This is a genomic window from Murimonas intestini (assembly GCF_024622195.1).
In the GTDB taxonomy this organism is placed as follows: Bacteria; Bacillota; Clostridia; order Lachnospirales; family Lachnospiraceae; genus Murimonas; species Murimonas intestini.
Genome location: NZ_JANKBI010000001.1, coordinates 1 through 14653 on the forward strand (window position 1 = coordinate 1; position 14653 = coordinate 14653).

Sequence of the window (14653 nt, forward strand, 5' to 3'; positions counted from 1 at the left end):
TTGCGGTTCGAGCGGGGCACGGAGCCTTAGATTTTCACTCCGCAGCGGTCGGACAGAACAACGAACCCCACCGCTCCTCTTCCTGACGGCTCACCGCATCCCGCACAAAGCGTCCTGTTACTTCCCTAAACAGCAATATCCCTTGCATTTACCCAAGGTATTTAGTATTATAGTGGAAGAAGAAAATAGGAGCAGTGAAGAATGAAGAAGAATATGCATATAATCAGCAAGGTGCTGCCCGGCAGCATTGCGGAAGAGATGGAATTGGAGGCCGGGGACAGGCTGGTCAGTATAAATGGGCAGGAGGTGGAGGATGTATTTGACTACCACTACCTGATGAATGATGAAAATGTTACACTTTTGATAGAAAAAACAGATGGTGAAGAATGGGAACTGGAAATTGAGAAAGAATATGAAGAAGACCTGGGTGTGGAATTTGAAAATGCGCTGATGGATGAATACCGCAGCTGCAGGAATAAATGTATTTTCTGTTTCATAGACCAGATGCCGGGAGGGATGAGGGACACTCTTTATTTCAAGGATGATGATTCAAGGCTGTCTTTCCTTCAGGGAAATTATGTGACGCTTACAAATATGAGTGACCATGATATAGACAGGATCATCCAGTACCACTTAGAGCCGATCAACATATCCTTTCATGCGATGGATCCTGAACTGAGGTGCAGGATGCTGAACAACAGGTTTGCGGGTGATGCCCTTAAAAAGGCTGACAGGCTTTTTGAGGCGGGTATTGAGATGAATGGGCAGATTGTACTCTGCAAAGGGGTAAATGACGGGGACCAGCTGGAATACAGCATAAGCAGGCTGAAAGAATACCTGCCGTATCTGCACAGTGTCTCTGTGGTTCCTGTGGGACTCACGAAGTACCGCGAGGGTCTGGCAGAGCTGGAGCCGTTTGGGAAGGAAGATGCAAAAAAAGTATTGCAGACGGTCCATAAATGGCAGGATGAAATATACAGGGAATGTGGAACACATTTTATACATGCGGGTGACGAATGGTACCTTCTGGCTGAGGAAGAGCTTCCGGGGGAAGAGCGCTATGACGGATATCTTCAGCTGGAAAACGGCGTGGGGATGCTGAGGCTTCTGATCGATGAAACCCTGGAGGAACTCTCCAAAAGAGAAGGTGACGGGAGAACCCACAAGATATCTATTGCCACGGGGGTGCTGGCAGCGGATACTTTGAAATATCTCGCAGGGAAGCTGAATGAAAAGTATCCGAATGTAGAAATAGCAATCTATCCGGTAATAAATCATTTCTTTGGGGAGAGGATCACTGTGTCGGGCCTTTTGACAGGGCAGGACCTTATGGCAGAGCTGAAGGGGTGCAGCCTTGGGGACAGGCTTCTGCTCCCGTGTAATATTCTGCGCAGCGGCGAGGATGTATTTCTGGATGATATGAGGGTCCCTGAGCTGGAAAGAACTTTACAAACTCCGGTAAATATTGTAAAATCAAGCGGTCGGGCTTTTGTAGAAGCCATTTTACTGGAAGACGGTGACAGAAAACATGCACATGCAGATGAGGTGAATAAATATGAGTAAACCGATAGTGGCCATTGTGGGTAGGCCAAATGTAGGAAAATCCACGCTGTTTAATTCTCTGGCCGGAGGGAATATATCAATTGTAAAAGATACGCCCGGTGTGACCAGGGACAGGATCTATGCAGATATTGAATGGCTGGGCAGGAACTTTACGCTGATTGATACAGGAGGAATCGAACCTGATTCCAGCGATGTGATCCTCTCCCAGATGAGGGAGCAGGCACAGATTGCTATTGACACGGCTGATGTTATTATATTTATAACAGATGTGCGCCAGGGACTCGTGGATTCTGATTCAAAGGTGGCGGATATGCTCAGGCGCTCCCATAAGCCGGTAGTGCTGGTAGTTAATAAAGTGGACAATTTTGACAAGCTTATGCCGGATGTCTATGAGTTCTATAATCTTGGAATAGGCGATCCGGTGCCGATATCAGCATCTTCAAAACTGGGCATTGGAGATATGCTGGATGAGGTGTCAAAGTATTTCGATGATGTGGAAGCAGAAGAGGAAGAGGATGAGCGTCCTAAGATAGCAGTTGTAGGAAAGCCAAATGTAGGCAAATCTTCTATTATTAATAAGCTGCTGGGTGAAAACAGAGTGATAGTCTCGAATGTGGCCGGAACAACGAGAGACGCCATAGATACACAGGTGACCTGGGATGGCAGAGAATATATTTTTATAGATACTGCCGGCCTGCGCCGTAAGAATAAGATCAAAGAAGAGCTTGAGAGATACAGCATTATCAGGACTGTGACAGCTGTTGACAGAGCTGACGTAGTAGTTGTGGTGATAGACGCTGTTGAGGGCGTGACGGAGCAGGATGCAAAGATAGCAGGAATTGCCCATGAGAGAGGCAAAGGAGTTGTCATTGCCGTAAATAAATGGGATGCCATCGAGAAGGACGACAAGACGATCTACAAGTATACGAATAAGGTCAGGGAAACTCTTTCCTTTATGCCATATGCGGAGATCATGTTTATTTCTGCGCAGACAGGCCAGAGGCTTTCTAAATTGTTTGAGACAATTGATATGGTGCTTGCCAACCAGGCCATGCGTGTACAGACAGGCGTGCTGAATGAAATTATTACAGAGGCTGTGGCTCTGCAGCAGACGCCGAGTGACAAGGGAAAGAGGCTGAAAATCTACTATACCACCCAGGTTTCAGTTAAGCCCCCTACTTTTGTTATTTTTGTTAATGATAAGGAGCTGGCACATTTCTCATATATCAGGTACCTGGAGAACAAGATACGTGATACATTCGGATTTAAAGGAACTTCACTGAAGTTTATCATAAGGGAGAGGAAAGAAAAGGAGAGTTAAAATGGCAATACGGTTATTATGTATCGTGATAGGATATGTTTTCGGTCTGTTTCAGACAAGCTATATCTATGGAAGGCTCCATGGGATAGATATCAGGCAGCATGGAAGCGGGAATGCAGGGACTACGAATATGATGAGGACCCTGGGACGGAAAGCAGGCCTTATCACTTTTGCCGGAGATTGTTTAAAATGTATTATTGCTGTCAATCTGGTGAGGCTCCTGTTCGGCTCCAGCCATCCGGACATTGCTCCATTGCTGGCGTTCTATGCGGCAGCGGGGACTATACTGGGACATAATTTTCCGTTCTATCTTAATTTCAAGGGTGGGAAAGGCATAGCTGCCACAGCGGGCCTTGTCCTGTCATTTAACTGGATCATGGCGGTGCTGGGAATCATCACCTTTTTTACCACCTTTTTTGTGACACATTTTGTTTCACTGGGTTCTCTGCTTGTCTATGCAGGAATCATGATAGAACTTGTAGTGCTGGGACAGCTTGGCGTATTTGGGCTGTCACAGCCTCATCTGTATGAACTGTATGCAATCGGGGCTTTTCTGGCAGTCATGGCATTCTGGAAACACAGGCAGAACATCAGGCGTCTGCTGGATGGAACTGAGAGTAAGACATATCTTTCTAAAAAGGAAGGGGAGTTAAAATAATGGCAAAAATAGGTATTATAGGCGCGGGAAGCTGGGGCACGGCCCTCACGTTACTGTTACATAACAATGGTCATGAGGTGGTCCTGTGGTCCATCATCAAGGATGAAGTGGAGATGCTTAAGACAAAGCGCCAGCACGAGACAAAGCTTCCCGGAGTAGTGCTTCCCGGTGACATACAGATTACGGATGACCTGAAGGAAGCTATGGACAGCAAGGATGTGCTTGTACTGGCAGTGCCCTCCCCGTTTACAAGAAGTACATCAAGAATGATGAGAGAATACCTGAAAAAGGGACAGATCGTTGTAAATGTGGCAAAGGGCATCGAGGAGCATACACTTTATACTCTTACAGATATCATGGAAGAAGAGATGCCGGGTGTGGATGCTGCTGTGCTGTCAGGTCCCAGCCATGCAGAAGAGGTGGGAAAAGGACTTCCGACTACATGCGTGGCAGGCGCGCATTCCAGAGAGACTGCAGAATATCTGCAGAATATATTTATGAGCCCTACATTCCGCGTATATACCAGCCCGGACATGCTGGGGATCGAGCTGGGCGGCTCTCTTAAAAATGTGATTGCCCTGGCTGCAGGTACGGCGGACGGCCTGGGCTACGGAGATAATACGAAAGCAGCTCTTATCACCAGGGGAATCGCGGAGATTGCCAGACTTGGTATTAAAATGGGCGGAAAAGCTGAGACCTTCTACGGACTTACGGGGATCGGTGATCTGATCGTAACATGCGCCAGCGTCCACAGCCGCAACAGACGGGCCGGCTATCTGCTTGGAAAAGGCTATACCATGCAGGAGGCTATGGATGAGGTAAAGATGGTGGTAGAAGGAGTTTATTCTGCCAAGGCGGCGATGGAGCTGTCTAAAAAATACGAAGTGGAGCTGCCTATAATAGAGCAGGTCAATAAGGTGCTGTTCGAGGGAAAAAATGCTGCGGATGCAGTAAATGAGCTGATGCTGAGGGATAAGAAGCTGGAAAATTCACAGATTCCATGGGAATAAGTGGTTGACCTTTTCCTTGAAATAGTGTATATTATCACTATGATTTAAGACACTTTAACGGGTAAAAGCATAAAAGCGTAGAAGCGTTAAAACGTCACAGAAGTCACGCAGACTTAATAAAGGAAGAGGAGAGCGATATTATGAAGAAGGCAATTGCAGCTTTACTTACAATGGGACTTTCTGTGTCCCTGCTGGCAGGATGCGGTTCGGGCAAAGAATCCGCGACAGAGGCGAAAACAGAAGCTAAGACAGAAGCAGCTACAGAGGCAAAGACAGAAGCTAAGACAGAAGCAGCTACGGAGGCAAAGACGGAAGCCAAGACAGAAGCAGCCACGGAGGCTGAGACGGAAGCCAAGACAGAGTCAGCTACGGAAGCTAAAACGGAGGCGGCCGCAGAAGATAAGACAGAGGCAGCCAATGTGGATGCTGATAAAGTATATAACATTGGTATCTGCCAGCTTGTACAGCATGATGCTCTTGATGCGGCAACAAAAGGATTTAAGGAAGCTCTTGTAGAAAAGCTCGGTGAGGACCATGTGAAATTTGATGAGCAGAATGCTTCAGGTGATTCTGCAGCATGCGCTACCATCGTAAACCAGTTTGTTTCAGCAGATGTGGATCTGATCCTTGCAAATGCCACAGCTTCTCTTCAGGCAGCAGCTTCTGCAACAGATAAGATACCTATCCTTGGAACATCTATTACAGACTATGCTACAGCTCTGGAAATTGATGACTGGAACGGAACAACAGGCAAGAACATCTCTGGTACAGCAGACTTAGCGCCGCTGGCAGAACAGGCAGCTATGCTCCATGAACTGTTTCCGGATGCCAAGACAGTAGGCCTTCTTTACTGTTCAGCTGAGGCAAATTCAGCATATCAGGCTCAGACCATCCAGAAAGAGCTGGAAGGATTCGGATATAAATGCAACACTTACACCTTTGCTGACTCAAATGATATTGCATCTGTCACAAACAGCGCCATATCAGAATGTGAGGTACTCTACGTACCTACTGATAATACAGCAGCTTCCAACACAGAAGTTATCAACAATATCTGCGAGCCGGCCGGAATCCCGGTAATCGCCGGAGAAGAAGGAATCTGTAAAGGATGCGGCGTGGCTACACTTTCAATCAGCTACTATGATATCGGATACAAGGCTGGTGAGATGGCATATGATATCCTGGTAAACGGCGCTGATATTACTACAATGGCAATTGAATCCGCTCCAAATGTTACAAAGGAATATATCCCATCCAGATGTGAAGCTCTCAAGATTACACCGCCGGATGATTATGTGGCTATTGAAACAGAGTAATCGCCAGTTAATGCAGAAGAAAGCGGCAAAAGGGTTCCCCCTTTTTGCCGCTTTTTATCTCATGATAAATGTTTTTGTGAGAAGGATTTGATCAGTGTGGGAAAAAATTATTACATCTTTAGGAGGAAATGAAAAGTGAAAATCATGGCGCTTTTAAATGCTTTGCCGGGGGCCTGTGCCCAGGGGCTGATATGGGGGATAATGGCCATAGGCGTATACATAACTTATAAAATCCTGGACCTGGCAGACCTGACGGTGGATGGTACCATGTGTACAGGAGGCGCCGTCTGCATCATTATGATGGTGAACGGCTTTCCTGTATGGGTAGCTCTTCTTGCAGCCTTCGGTGCAGGCATGCTGGCAGGGCTTGTTACGGGTATCTTTCACACTGTTATGGGGATCCCGGCTATTCTTTCGGGTATCCTCACACAGCTGGGGCTGTATTCTGTCAATCTGAGGATTATGATGGGTAAATCCAATCAGGCCATCAGTGTGGACAAGTATGACCTCCTGGTATCCCTGAGGTATGTCAAAGGCGTGGAATTCTATAAAAATACGATATTTGTCACCGCTGTTTTCATAATTATCATTATTGCGCTGCTGTATTGGTTTTTTGGAACTGAATTAGGATGTGCCATCAGGGCTACTGGTTCTAACCCGAATATGTCAAGAGCCCAGGGTATCAATACGAATAAGGGCAAAATAATAGGACTTATGCTGTCAAACGGCATTGTGGCCCTCGCAAGCGGGCTCTATGCGCAGTATCAGGGATTTTCAGATGTAAATGCCGGCAGGGGAGCCATTGTCATTGGTCTTGCTGCTGTTATCATCGGGCAGGTCGTATTCGGAAAAATTAATGGAAACTTTGCCTTCAGGCTTTTGTCTGTAGTGTTTGGCGCCATTATATATTACCTGGTAATGCAGATCGTAATGTGGATGGGACTGGAGTCAAATGACCTCAAGCTTTTCTCAGCGCTTGTAGTTGCCGTATTCCTGGCGATCCCGTATATGAAAGAAACGTATTTTTCCAAGAAGGTAAAACGGGGAGGTGCCGGGAATGCTTAAGATATCAGACGTAAAAAAGACATTTAACGCGGGGACCATTAACGAAAAAATGGCGCTTAAGGGTTTGTCACTCCAGCTGGAAGAGGGAGATTTTGTCACCGTCATTGGCGGGAACGGGGCCGGGAAATCTACGATGCTGAACGCAGTGGCCGGGGTATGGCCCGTAGATGCAGGAAGCATATATATAGATGATATTAATGTGACAAGGCTGCCGGAACATAAAAGGGCGAAATACCTTGGAAGAGTGTTCCAGGACCCTATGACAGGCACAGCTGCCGGCATGCAGATAGAAGAGAATCTGGCGCTGGCATCCAGAAGAGGTGCGTCCAGGGGCCTGCGTATGGGGATCTCCCACAAAGAGAGAGAGTTATATAAAGAAAAGCTTGAAATGCTGGGCCTGGGCCTGGAAGAGAGAATGACTGCAAAAGTAGGCCTTTTGTCCGGCGGACAAAGACAGGCGCTGACGCTGCTCATGGCTACCCTCAAGAAGCCGAAAGTACTTTTGCTGGATGAGCATACAGCGGCCCTGGATCCCAAGACTGCCAAAAAGGTGCTGGATCTGACGGAAAAGATCATAGAGACAGAAAATCTGACTGCTATCATGATTACCCATAATATGAAGGATGCACTCCGATTGGGCAACCGTCTTGTGATGATGCATGAAGGCAGGATCATATACGATGTGAAGGGGGAAGAAAAGGCCAAACTCCAGGTATCTGATCTTCTGGAAAAATTTGACCAGGTCAGCGGAGGGGAATTCGCCAATGACAGGATGCTGCTTGCTAAATAGTGAGCTGGAATAAAAGATTGCTAATTTTGTGATAATACAGTATCATAAGATTAGCAATTTTTTTATTTTATAGGAAACTTTGTTTTTTTAGAAAGAGGGGGAAGTTATGCAGTGCAAACGGTGTAAAACTTATTTTGATTATGAAAAACATTATGGGATCTGTCCTAAATGCGCAGCATTTAACCGTCCTGACGGAAAGGACGACATGGAGTATTTTGCAGAGGAGGGGAAGGACAGGTTCGGGATGTCTGAAGACTACCGGCAGCCGGGAATGTCCGGAGTACACGAACAGCTCCATGATAAATACGACAGCGGAGAGCCCCATAAAAAGGTTACATATTCGTATAAGACAAATACAGATGAGAAGAGGGGGAAAGGCAGGGGGGCTTTAAAGAAAAAACTGGTTGTGGCTGTTATCATTATAATCTTGGCGGCAGCAGCGGCTGTTTTCATAGCTGATTCGGCAGAGAAAAGGAACAAAGAAATGACAACAGTGAAGGATATCACAGAGGTAAGGAAACTACGGGGAGAATACATAACTTCCGGTTATACCAGCTTTCGTTTTGATGGAGCCAGGGTAATGGAAAACGAAGTTTTAGATGAATTCATGCCGGAAGGAAAAAAGCTTGTGGTTGTGACAGCCAGCGTGCAGAAAAATTACAGAAAATCTCCTGATGAGGATACAGAGATGCAGTACGGCAGCCTTTATGCAGAATGCGGTACAGCTTATCTGAATCCGGTAGAGCAGTACAGCCTGGAGAATGCACGTCTTGAAGGCTTTTTTGATTTTGAAGCCGCATCTCCGTACATATCTCTTGAAAACGGCGAGATCAAGCTGCTGTTTGTAACAGATGATACTGCAGAGGATATAGATATCTGCATTCCCGGATGGAGTTCATATGAACAGGAGGGAATACCGGAATTTATATGCAGGGTAAATCTGCAGATAGAGGAAGGGGTGGCATCATGAGCAAAGGTACAGGAAATTCAAAGAAGGCCGGGAAAGTCTGGCTGGTCATAATTGTTGTCCTTATGCTGGCGGGAGTCATTGGAAATGTACTTGACGAGAACCCGGAGTTTATGGGCGGAAATGCAAGCGGAAGCAGACTGGCTGTCCTGAATACGGATTCTGAGCGGCTCAGTGACCTGGATGGCATAGAGGCCCAGGAGGGTTATTATTACTATAAAATAACAATTGAATACTACAACAGCGGATCCCAGGCGGCATCTCATTATCAGCTGATGGGGTACTTCAGCGGCAAAGGCTATGATGATATATACGAAAGTGACAGGTATGACAGCGGCAATCCTTTTGAGGAGGCAGCCCTGGGGATTCTGCCGGCGGGAAAAAGCGGCAGTATTGAGAGGTATATACAGGTGAAGGATGGTGTAAGCAGCATTAAATTTGAATATTTTGACAGCTCATCTTCGGGCAGAAAGAAAACTACCATCAATCTGTAGGAGCACAACGCTAAAAATTTGACAATGTGTAGAATGGTCAAAACGCAGGGAATATTATATGATGTCATTATTAGTAAAATTACTCAAATTATTTAAAAAAGTACAAAAGGCGTTGTTGAGAATAGATAGGCATTATGTTATAATAACCCCATATAGGGTATGCGTTTAGACTCTATGATAAAAAATTAACAAAATCTTAAGAATCATAAAATCTTTTAAAGAAAGGGGCGGTGAAAGAAAAATGCATATCGTTAAGGATGAGAACGGGAATATATGCCCTCACGGACATGAGCATACCCATGCGCACACGCATACATATGAGCATTCGCATGAGCACACCCACGAGCACGGACACGAAGAAGCACATGAACATTCCCACGGGGAATCAGCATGTGCGGGCAAGGAATGTACAAGTGAGTGTCAGGGATGCAAGCCCGTCAATCAAAATGAGGCGCTTCTGACCTACATGCTTTCCCATAATGAGCATCATGCGGCTGAGCTGGACCAGATGGCTGAGAAGCTGAGACAGTCCGGACAGGAAAAGGCTGCGGAGCAGATTAAGAAAGCAGTGGATGAATTCCAGAAAGGCAATATGTATCTGGGAGTTGCGCTGGCGCTTGTCAAGGAAGAGCAATAGGAGGAATGACAGATGTGTCTGGCAACCGTTTATAATATCAGCAAACCGGAACCGGAGAGCATTGTCCTGGAGTATGTAAGCAGGATAGATGTGAACGGAACAGAGATCACCCTCACCGATGTGATGGGGGAACGCAAAGTGGTGGAAGGTACCATCTCTATGGTGGATCTGACCGGCGGTGTTGTCAAAATTAACTGTCCCGAGTAGCGGACGGTTGATATAAAAGTACATATTTTTGTATAAAGAAAGCGGAGGTAAAACAAAAATGAAGAGTATAGTTGAAGTAATGAAAGAAAGAACATCATTTTCTTTCGAAGTGTTCCCACCCAAGGCAGAACAGCCTATGGAACCGCTTCTGGAATGCCTGAATGAGCTGTATAAATTTGACCCGGATTTTATCAGCTGCACATATGGGGCAGGCGGCTCAAATGCCGGAAGGAACTCTGAGATCTGCAAAGCGATCGCTGACAGCGGACACAGAGCGGTAACACACTTTACCTGTATTGGTAACACAAAGGACAAAGTAAAAGCTGAACTGCAGGCTTATCTGGATAATGGGGTTGACCATATCCTTGCACTGCGCGGTGACCTGCCGGCTGGCTGGGAAGGCACAAGAGGGGATTTCAATTACGCGAATGAACTTGTGGCATATATCCGTGAACAGTTTGGTGACAAATTCACCATCGCTATGGCAGGTGATCCGGAAAAGCACATCCAGTGCCCGACCTTTGAAGAGGATATCGCACATCTGAAAATGAAACAGGATGCCGGCGCTGACTATATTATGACTCAGCTCTGCTTTGATATCGAAGCTTTCAAGAGATGGTATGATTCAATCCGCAAAGCGGGAATCACACTTCCTGTAGACGTAGGTGTAATGCCTGTACTCAACAAAGATGCTACGATCCGTATGGCACTCTCTATGAACGGATGCTCAATCCCGAGAGACCTGGCTGAAGTGATCAGCAAGCATTACAATGATCCGGAAGGATTCAAAGCTGCAGGGATAGAATATACAGTACATCAGCTGTACCAGTTTATTGGAATGGGTGTGGATGGTATCCATCTGTACGCATTGAATAAATCAGCTGCAGTTTCAGAAATTCTGACAAAGTCAGGACTTCGTGCAAAAAAAGACTGATCCAATAAATAATCATTATATTTAGAATTACAGGAGGCGCCGAATATGGCTTATACAATTGCAGTTGCAGGTAAAGGGGGAGTGGGCAAGACTACCCTGTGCGGTCTTATGGTCCAGTATCTCTGTGACAAGAGAAAAACTCCCGTTCTTGCAGTCGATGCAGATGCAAACTCTAATCTGAACGAAGTGTTGGGCGTCGATGTTGATATGACGCTGGGGGATGTGAGGGAGGAAGTTGCCCGGGCAGAGAACAGCGTGAACAACCCTATTCCGGCCAGTATGTCAAAGGCGGATTATACAGAGATCATGTTTAACCGCTGCCTGGTGGAGGAAGATGACTATGATCTTCTTGTCATGGGCAGAACCCAGGGAAAAGGGTGCTATTGTTTTGTCAACGGGCTGCTTCAGACACAGCTCGCTAAGCTGACGCCGAATTACAAATATCTGGTAGTGGACAATGAAGCGGGCATGGAGCATATCAGCAGAGGTATCCTCCCGAAGGTGGATACCATGATCCTTGTCAGTGACTGTTCACGAAGAGGCATACAGGCAGTAGGAAGGATTGCAAAGCTGGTAAAAGAATGCAGTCTGAACCCGAAGAAGACGGGCCTGATCATCAACAGGGCTCCCGAGGGTAAATTAAATGACGGCATCAAAGAAGAAATTGAGATACAGGGGCTGACACTTATCGGTGTTGTGCCGCAGGATACGGATGTATACGAGTACGACTGTGAAGGAAAACCTACAACACAGCTTCCGAAAGACTCTCCTGTCAGAAAAGCCCTGTACGAGATTCTTGACGGCCTGGAGATCTGCTGATACCGGTCTGATGCATAACCTATGTAGTGAATTCATTCCCCATAAGTGGCATTTTCTTACTTTTGGGGAATTTATTTCAAAGAGAAATATCCCGTGGGGGCGGATGGGATAAAAAAACACGCCTTAAAATTCACCCAATATTAAAGGAGGTTTATAATGGGAAACTTTAAGTTAACAACAGTAGAAGAATTTGAAGCGGCTACAAACAGATTGCTGGAAACCGGCGCAAAAGTCGGTGCCGATGCATGGCAGCTTCGTGTGAAGAACCAGACTCCTCACTGTAAATTCGGTGAGCAGGGTGTCTGCTGCCGTATCTGTTCAATGGGACCATGCCGTATCACACCAAAGGCTCCGCGCGGAATCTGCGGATGTGACGTTCACGGTATCGTAGCCAGGAACTACCTGAAATTTACAGCAGGCGGCTCCGCTACACATTCAGACCATGGACGTGAAATCTGCCATACACTTTACTGCTCATCACCGGATGGAGCTTACAAGGTAAAAGATCCTGAAAAGCTGATGAAGATCGCAAAGGAATGGGGCGTTGAGACAGAAGGAAAAGATATCTATGATCTGGCTCATGAGGTAGCTGTATTAGGCCTGGAAGAGTACGGCAAAGTATTCGGAACTCAGAGATTCCTGAAGAGAGCTCCAAAGCACACACAGGAGATCTGGGAAAGAGAAGAGATCGCACCGCGCGCTATCGACCGCGAAGTATCATGTTCTTTACATATGACCCATATGGGATGTTCCTCACTCCCTGAAGCTCTGATCAGACAGTCCTTAAGATCAGGCCTTTCAGACGGATGGGGCGGTTCCATGGCCGGCACAGAGTTTTCTGATGTCCTTTTCGGAACACCGAAGCCAATCGATACAGAAGCTAACTTAGGTGTTATGGAAGTGGAAAATGTAAACATCGTTGTCCACGGACATGATCCTTCACTTTCAGAGATGATCTGTGAATATGCAGATGATCCTGAGATGATCGCATATGCAAAATCAAAAGGAGCTAAGGGAATCACTGTTTCAGGTGTCTGCTGTACTTCAAATGAAGTGGCAATGCGCCGCGGGATCCCTATGGCCGGAAACTTCCTGCAGCAGGAAAATGTTGTCCTGACAGGCGCATGTGAAGCAATCGTAGTCGATGTGCAGTGTATCTTCCCGGCACTTGGGCCTCTGAGCAAATGCTTCCATACTAAGTTTATTACAACTTCTCCGATCGCCCAGATGCCGGATTCAGAGTTTATCAGATTTAATGCTGAGACTGCTGCTGAAAACGCTAAAGCGATCGTTAAGGCTGCAATTGACAACTTTGAAAACAGAAAACCGGACCTTGTATACATTCCGGATATGAAACAGAAAGCAACAGTCGGATATTCCTTAGAGGCTATTGTAAAGACTCTTGACGGTGTTACAAACTCTCAGGTAGACGAACTTGGAACAACAAAACCGCTGATCGAATGTATCACATCAGGTGTTATCCGCGGCGCCGTGGCTATGGTAGGATGTAACAATCCGAAGATCAGGCCTGACTCTGCACATATCGAACTGATGAAGAAGCTGATCGCAAACGATGTTATCATCGTGGCTTCAGGATGTTCTGCACAGGCAGCTGCAAAGGCAGGACTTATGGACAAACAGGCTAAAGATCTCTGCGGCGCAGGTCTGAAGAGAGTATGCGAACTGGCAGATATCCCTCCTGTACTTCATATGGGATCCTGTGTTGATATCAGCCGTATGATGAACCTTGTAGCAGAGCTTGCAAAAGATTCAGGACTGAACATTTCTCAGCTTCCTGTAGTGGGCTGTGCTCCTGAATGGATGTCAGAGAAGGCAGTTTCTATTGGAAACTATGTTGTGGCTACAGGTATCGACACATATCTTGGAGTTGATCCTTATGTATCTGGTTCAGATAAAGTAGCTGAGCTGCTTACAAGCGGAATCAGAGACTGGGTGGAAGCTGCATACACAGTAGAGAAAGACATTGACAAGCTGGGCGATGCTATGATGGCAAGAATCGAAGAAAAGAGAGCAGCTCTTGGAATCTGATCCCGGATATAGATATTAAATAATTTTAGAAGGTGGATGAGTTTCATGAAAATAGCAGTTACCGGTAAAGGCGGAGTGGGAAAGACTACATTTGCGGCAACGCTTGCCAGACTGTATGCGGAAGAAGGAAAGCATGTACTGGCGGCTGATGTTGATCCGGATGCCAACTTAGGGCTGGCGCTGGGGTTTACAGATGAAGAGATAGGACAGATTATTCCTATTACCAAAATGCGGAAACTGGTTCAGGAACGGACAGGTGCCAGCGATGACAACAGATTCTACCGCATCAATCCGAAAGTGGATGATATTCCCGACACCTACTCTAAGACGAAGAATGGTGTAAAGCTGCTCGTGCTTGGAACAGTTGATACAGCCGGAAGCGGCTGTGTCTGCCCGGAGCATGTAATGCTTAAAAGGATCATAAACCATCTTGTGTTAAGAAGCGATGATGTAGTGATCCTGGACATGGAAGCCGGCCTGGAGCATCTGGGCAGGGGGACCACAGAGGGAATGGACCAGTTCGTTGTAGTGATAGAGCCGGGCGCAAGGAGTATCCAGACATATGGAAATGTAAAGCGTCTGGCGGAACAGCTGGGTGTAAAGCACGTCCGTGTGGTGGCCAACAAAGTCCGTGATGATGCTGATGAGGAATTTATCAGATCCAAGATCCCTTCTGAAGACCTTCTGGGATTTATCCATTACAATCCTGAGATCATGGATGCGGACCGCCGGGGGCAGTCTCCCTATGATGTCAGCAGGTCTGCAACTGATGAAATAAGAAAAATAAAAGAAAAAATCGATCAAGCGAATATCTGATTGGAGG

15 protein-coding genes are annotated in these 14653 nt (G+C 46.4%); all 15 read left to right on the plus strand.

What is annotated here, in order from left to right; genetic code table 11:
* Positions 1-201: 201 nt before the first annotated feature.
* The 15 genes from NSB28_RS00005 to NSB28_RS00075 all read left to right on the plus strand — a co-directional run bounded on the left by NSB28_RS00005 (position 202) and on the right by NSB28_RS00075 (position 14646).
* Entirely contained in the window at positions 202-1563 is a 1362-nt protein-coding gene (locus NSB28_RS00005) for a DUF512 domain-containing protein (protein ID WP_109748811.1), read from the plus strand.
* Positions 1556-2884 (plus strand): ribosome biogenesis GTPase Der, encoded by a 1329-nt coding sequence (der, locus tag NSB28_RS00010; protein ID WP_109748812.1) that lies wholly within the window; start codon positions 1556-1558, stop codon positions 2882-2884. The genes NSB28_RS00005 and der overlap by 8 nt, the downstream gene beginning before the upstream one ends.
* A 1-nt stretch (position 2885) precedes the next feature.
* Entirely contained in the window at positions 2886-3542 is a 657-nt protein-coding gene (plsY, locus tag NSB28_RS00015) for a glycerol-3-phosphate 1-O-acyltransferase PlsY (RefSeq protein WP_109748813.1), read from the plus strand.
* Positions 3542-4552, plus strand: a complete 1011-nt coding sequence (locus NSB28_RS00020; RefSeq protein WP_109748814.1) for an NAD(P)H-dependent glycerol-3-phosphate dehydrogenase — start codon at positions 3542-3544, stop codon at positions 4550-4552. The genes plsY and NSB28_RS00020 overlap by 1 nt, the downstream gene beginning before the upstream one ends.
* A 140-nt stretch (positions 4553-4692) precedes the next feature.
* Positions 4693-5868, plus strand: coding sequence for an ABC transporter substrate-binding protein (locus tag NSB28_RS00025; RefSeq protein ID WP_243134592.1), 1176 nt, complete (start codon positions 4693-4695; stop codon positions 5866-5868).
* 144 nt (positions 5869-6012) lie between these two features.
* Positions 6013-6933 (plus strand): ABC transporter permease, encoded by a 921-nt coding sequence (locus NSB28_RS00030; RefSeq protein ID WP_276538600.1) that lies wholly within the window; start codon positions 6013-6015, stop codon positions 6931-6933.
* Positions 6926-7723, plus strand: coding sequence for an ABC transporter ATP-binding protein (locus NSB28_RS00035; RefSeq protein WP_109748816.1), 798 nt, complete (start codon positions 6926-6928; stop codon positions 7721-7723). Before NSB28_RS00030 ends, NSB28_RS00035 begins: the two co-directional genes overlap by 8 nt.
* Positions 7724-7829: 106 nt before the next feature.
* On the plus strand, positions 7830-8693 hold the full coding sequence (locus NSB28_RS00040; RefSeq protein WP_109748817.1) for a hypothetical protein: 864 nt from the start codon (positions 7830-7832) through the stop codon (positions 8691-8693).
* Positions 8690-9184 carry a hypothetical protein gene (locus tag NSB28_RS00045; RefSeq protein WP_109748818.1) on the plus strand — a complete coding sequence of 165 codons (495 nt, stop codon included), beginning with the start codon at positions 8690-8692 and terminating at the stop codon, positions 9182-9184. The genes NSB28_RS00040 and NSB28_RS00045 overlap by 4 nt, the downstream gene beginning before the upstream one ends.
* Before the next feature lie 241 nt (positions 9185-9425).
* Positions 9426-9821: a DUF8180 domain-containing protein gene (locus tag NSB28_RS00050; protein ID WP_109748819.1), complete on the plus strand. Its 396-nt coding sequence runs from the start codon at positions 9426-9428 to the stop codon at positions 9819-9821.
* A gap of 12 nt (positions 9822-9833) precedes the next feature.
* The gene (locus tag NSB28_RS00055; protein ID WP_109748820.1) at positions 9834-10028 is read left to right on the plus strand and encodes a CooT family nickel-binding protein; all 195 of its coding nucleotides are present in this window, start codon (positions 9834-9836) and stop codon (positions 10026-10028) included.
* 58 nt (positions 10029-10086) lie between these two features.
* The gene (locus tag NSB28_RS00060) at positions 10087-10962 is read left to right on the plus strand and encodes a methylenetetrahydrofolate reductase (RefSeq protein WP_109748821.1); all 876 of its coding nucleotides are present in this window, start codon (positions 10087-10089) and stop codon (positions 10960-10962) included.
* A 45-nt stretch (positions 10963-11007) separates the two neighbouring features.
* A complete protein-coding gene (locus NSB28_RS00065) occupies positions 11008-11781 on the plus strand; it encodes an ATP-binding protein (protein WP_109748822.1) in 774 nt (257 codons plus the stop codon).
* 156 nt (positions 11782-11937) lie between these two features.
* Positions 11938-13830, plus strand: a complete 1893-nt coding sequence (cooS, locus tag NSB28_RS00070) for an anaerobic carbon-monoxide dehydrogenase catalytic subunit (protein ID WP_109748823.1) — start codon at positions 11938-11940, stop codon at positions 13828-13830.
* 45 nt (positions 13831-13875) lie between these two features.
* Complete coding sequence (locus NSB28_RS00075) at positions 13876-14646, plus strand: ATP-binding protein (RefSeq protein ID WP_109748824.1); 771 nt, start codon at positions 13876-13878, stop codon at positions 14644-14646.
* Positions 14647-14653 lie beyond the last annotated feature (7 nt).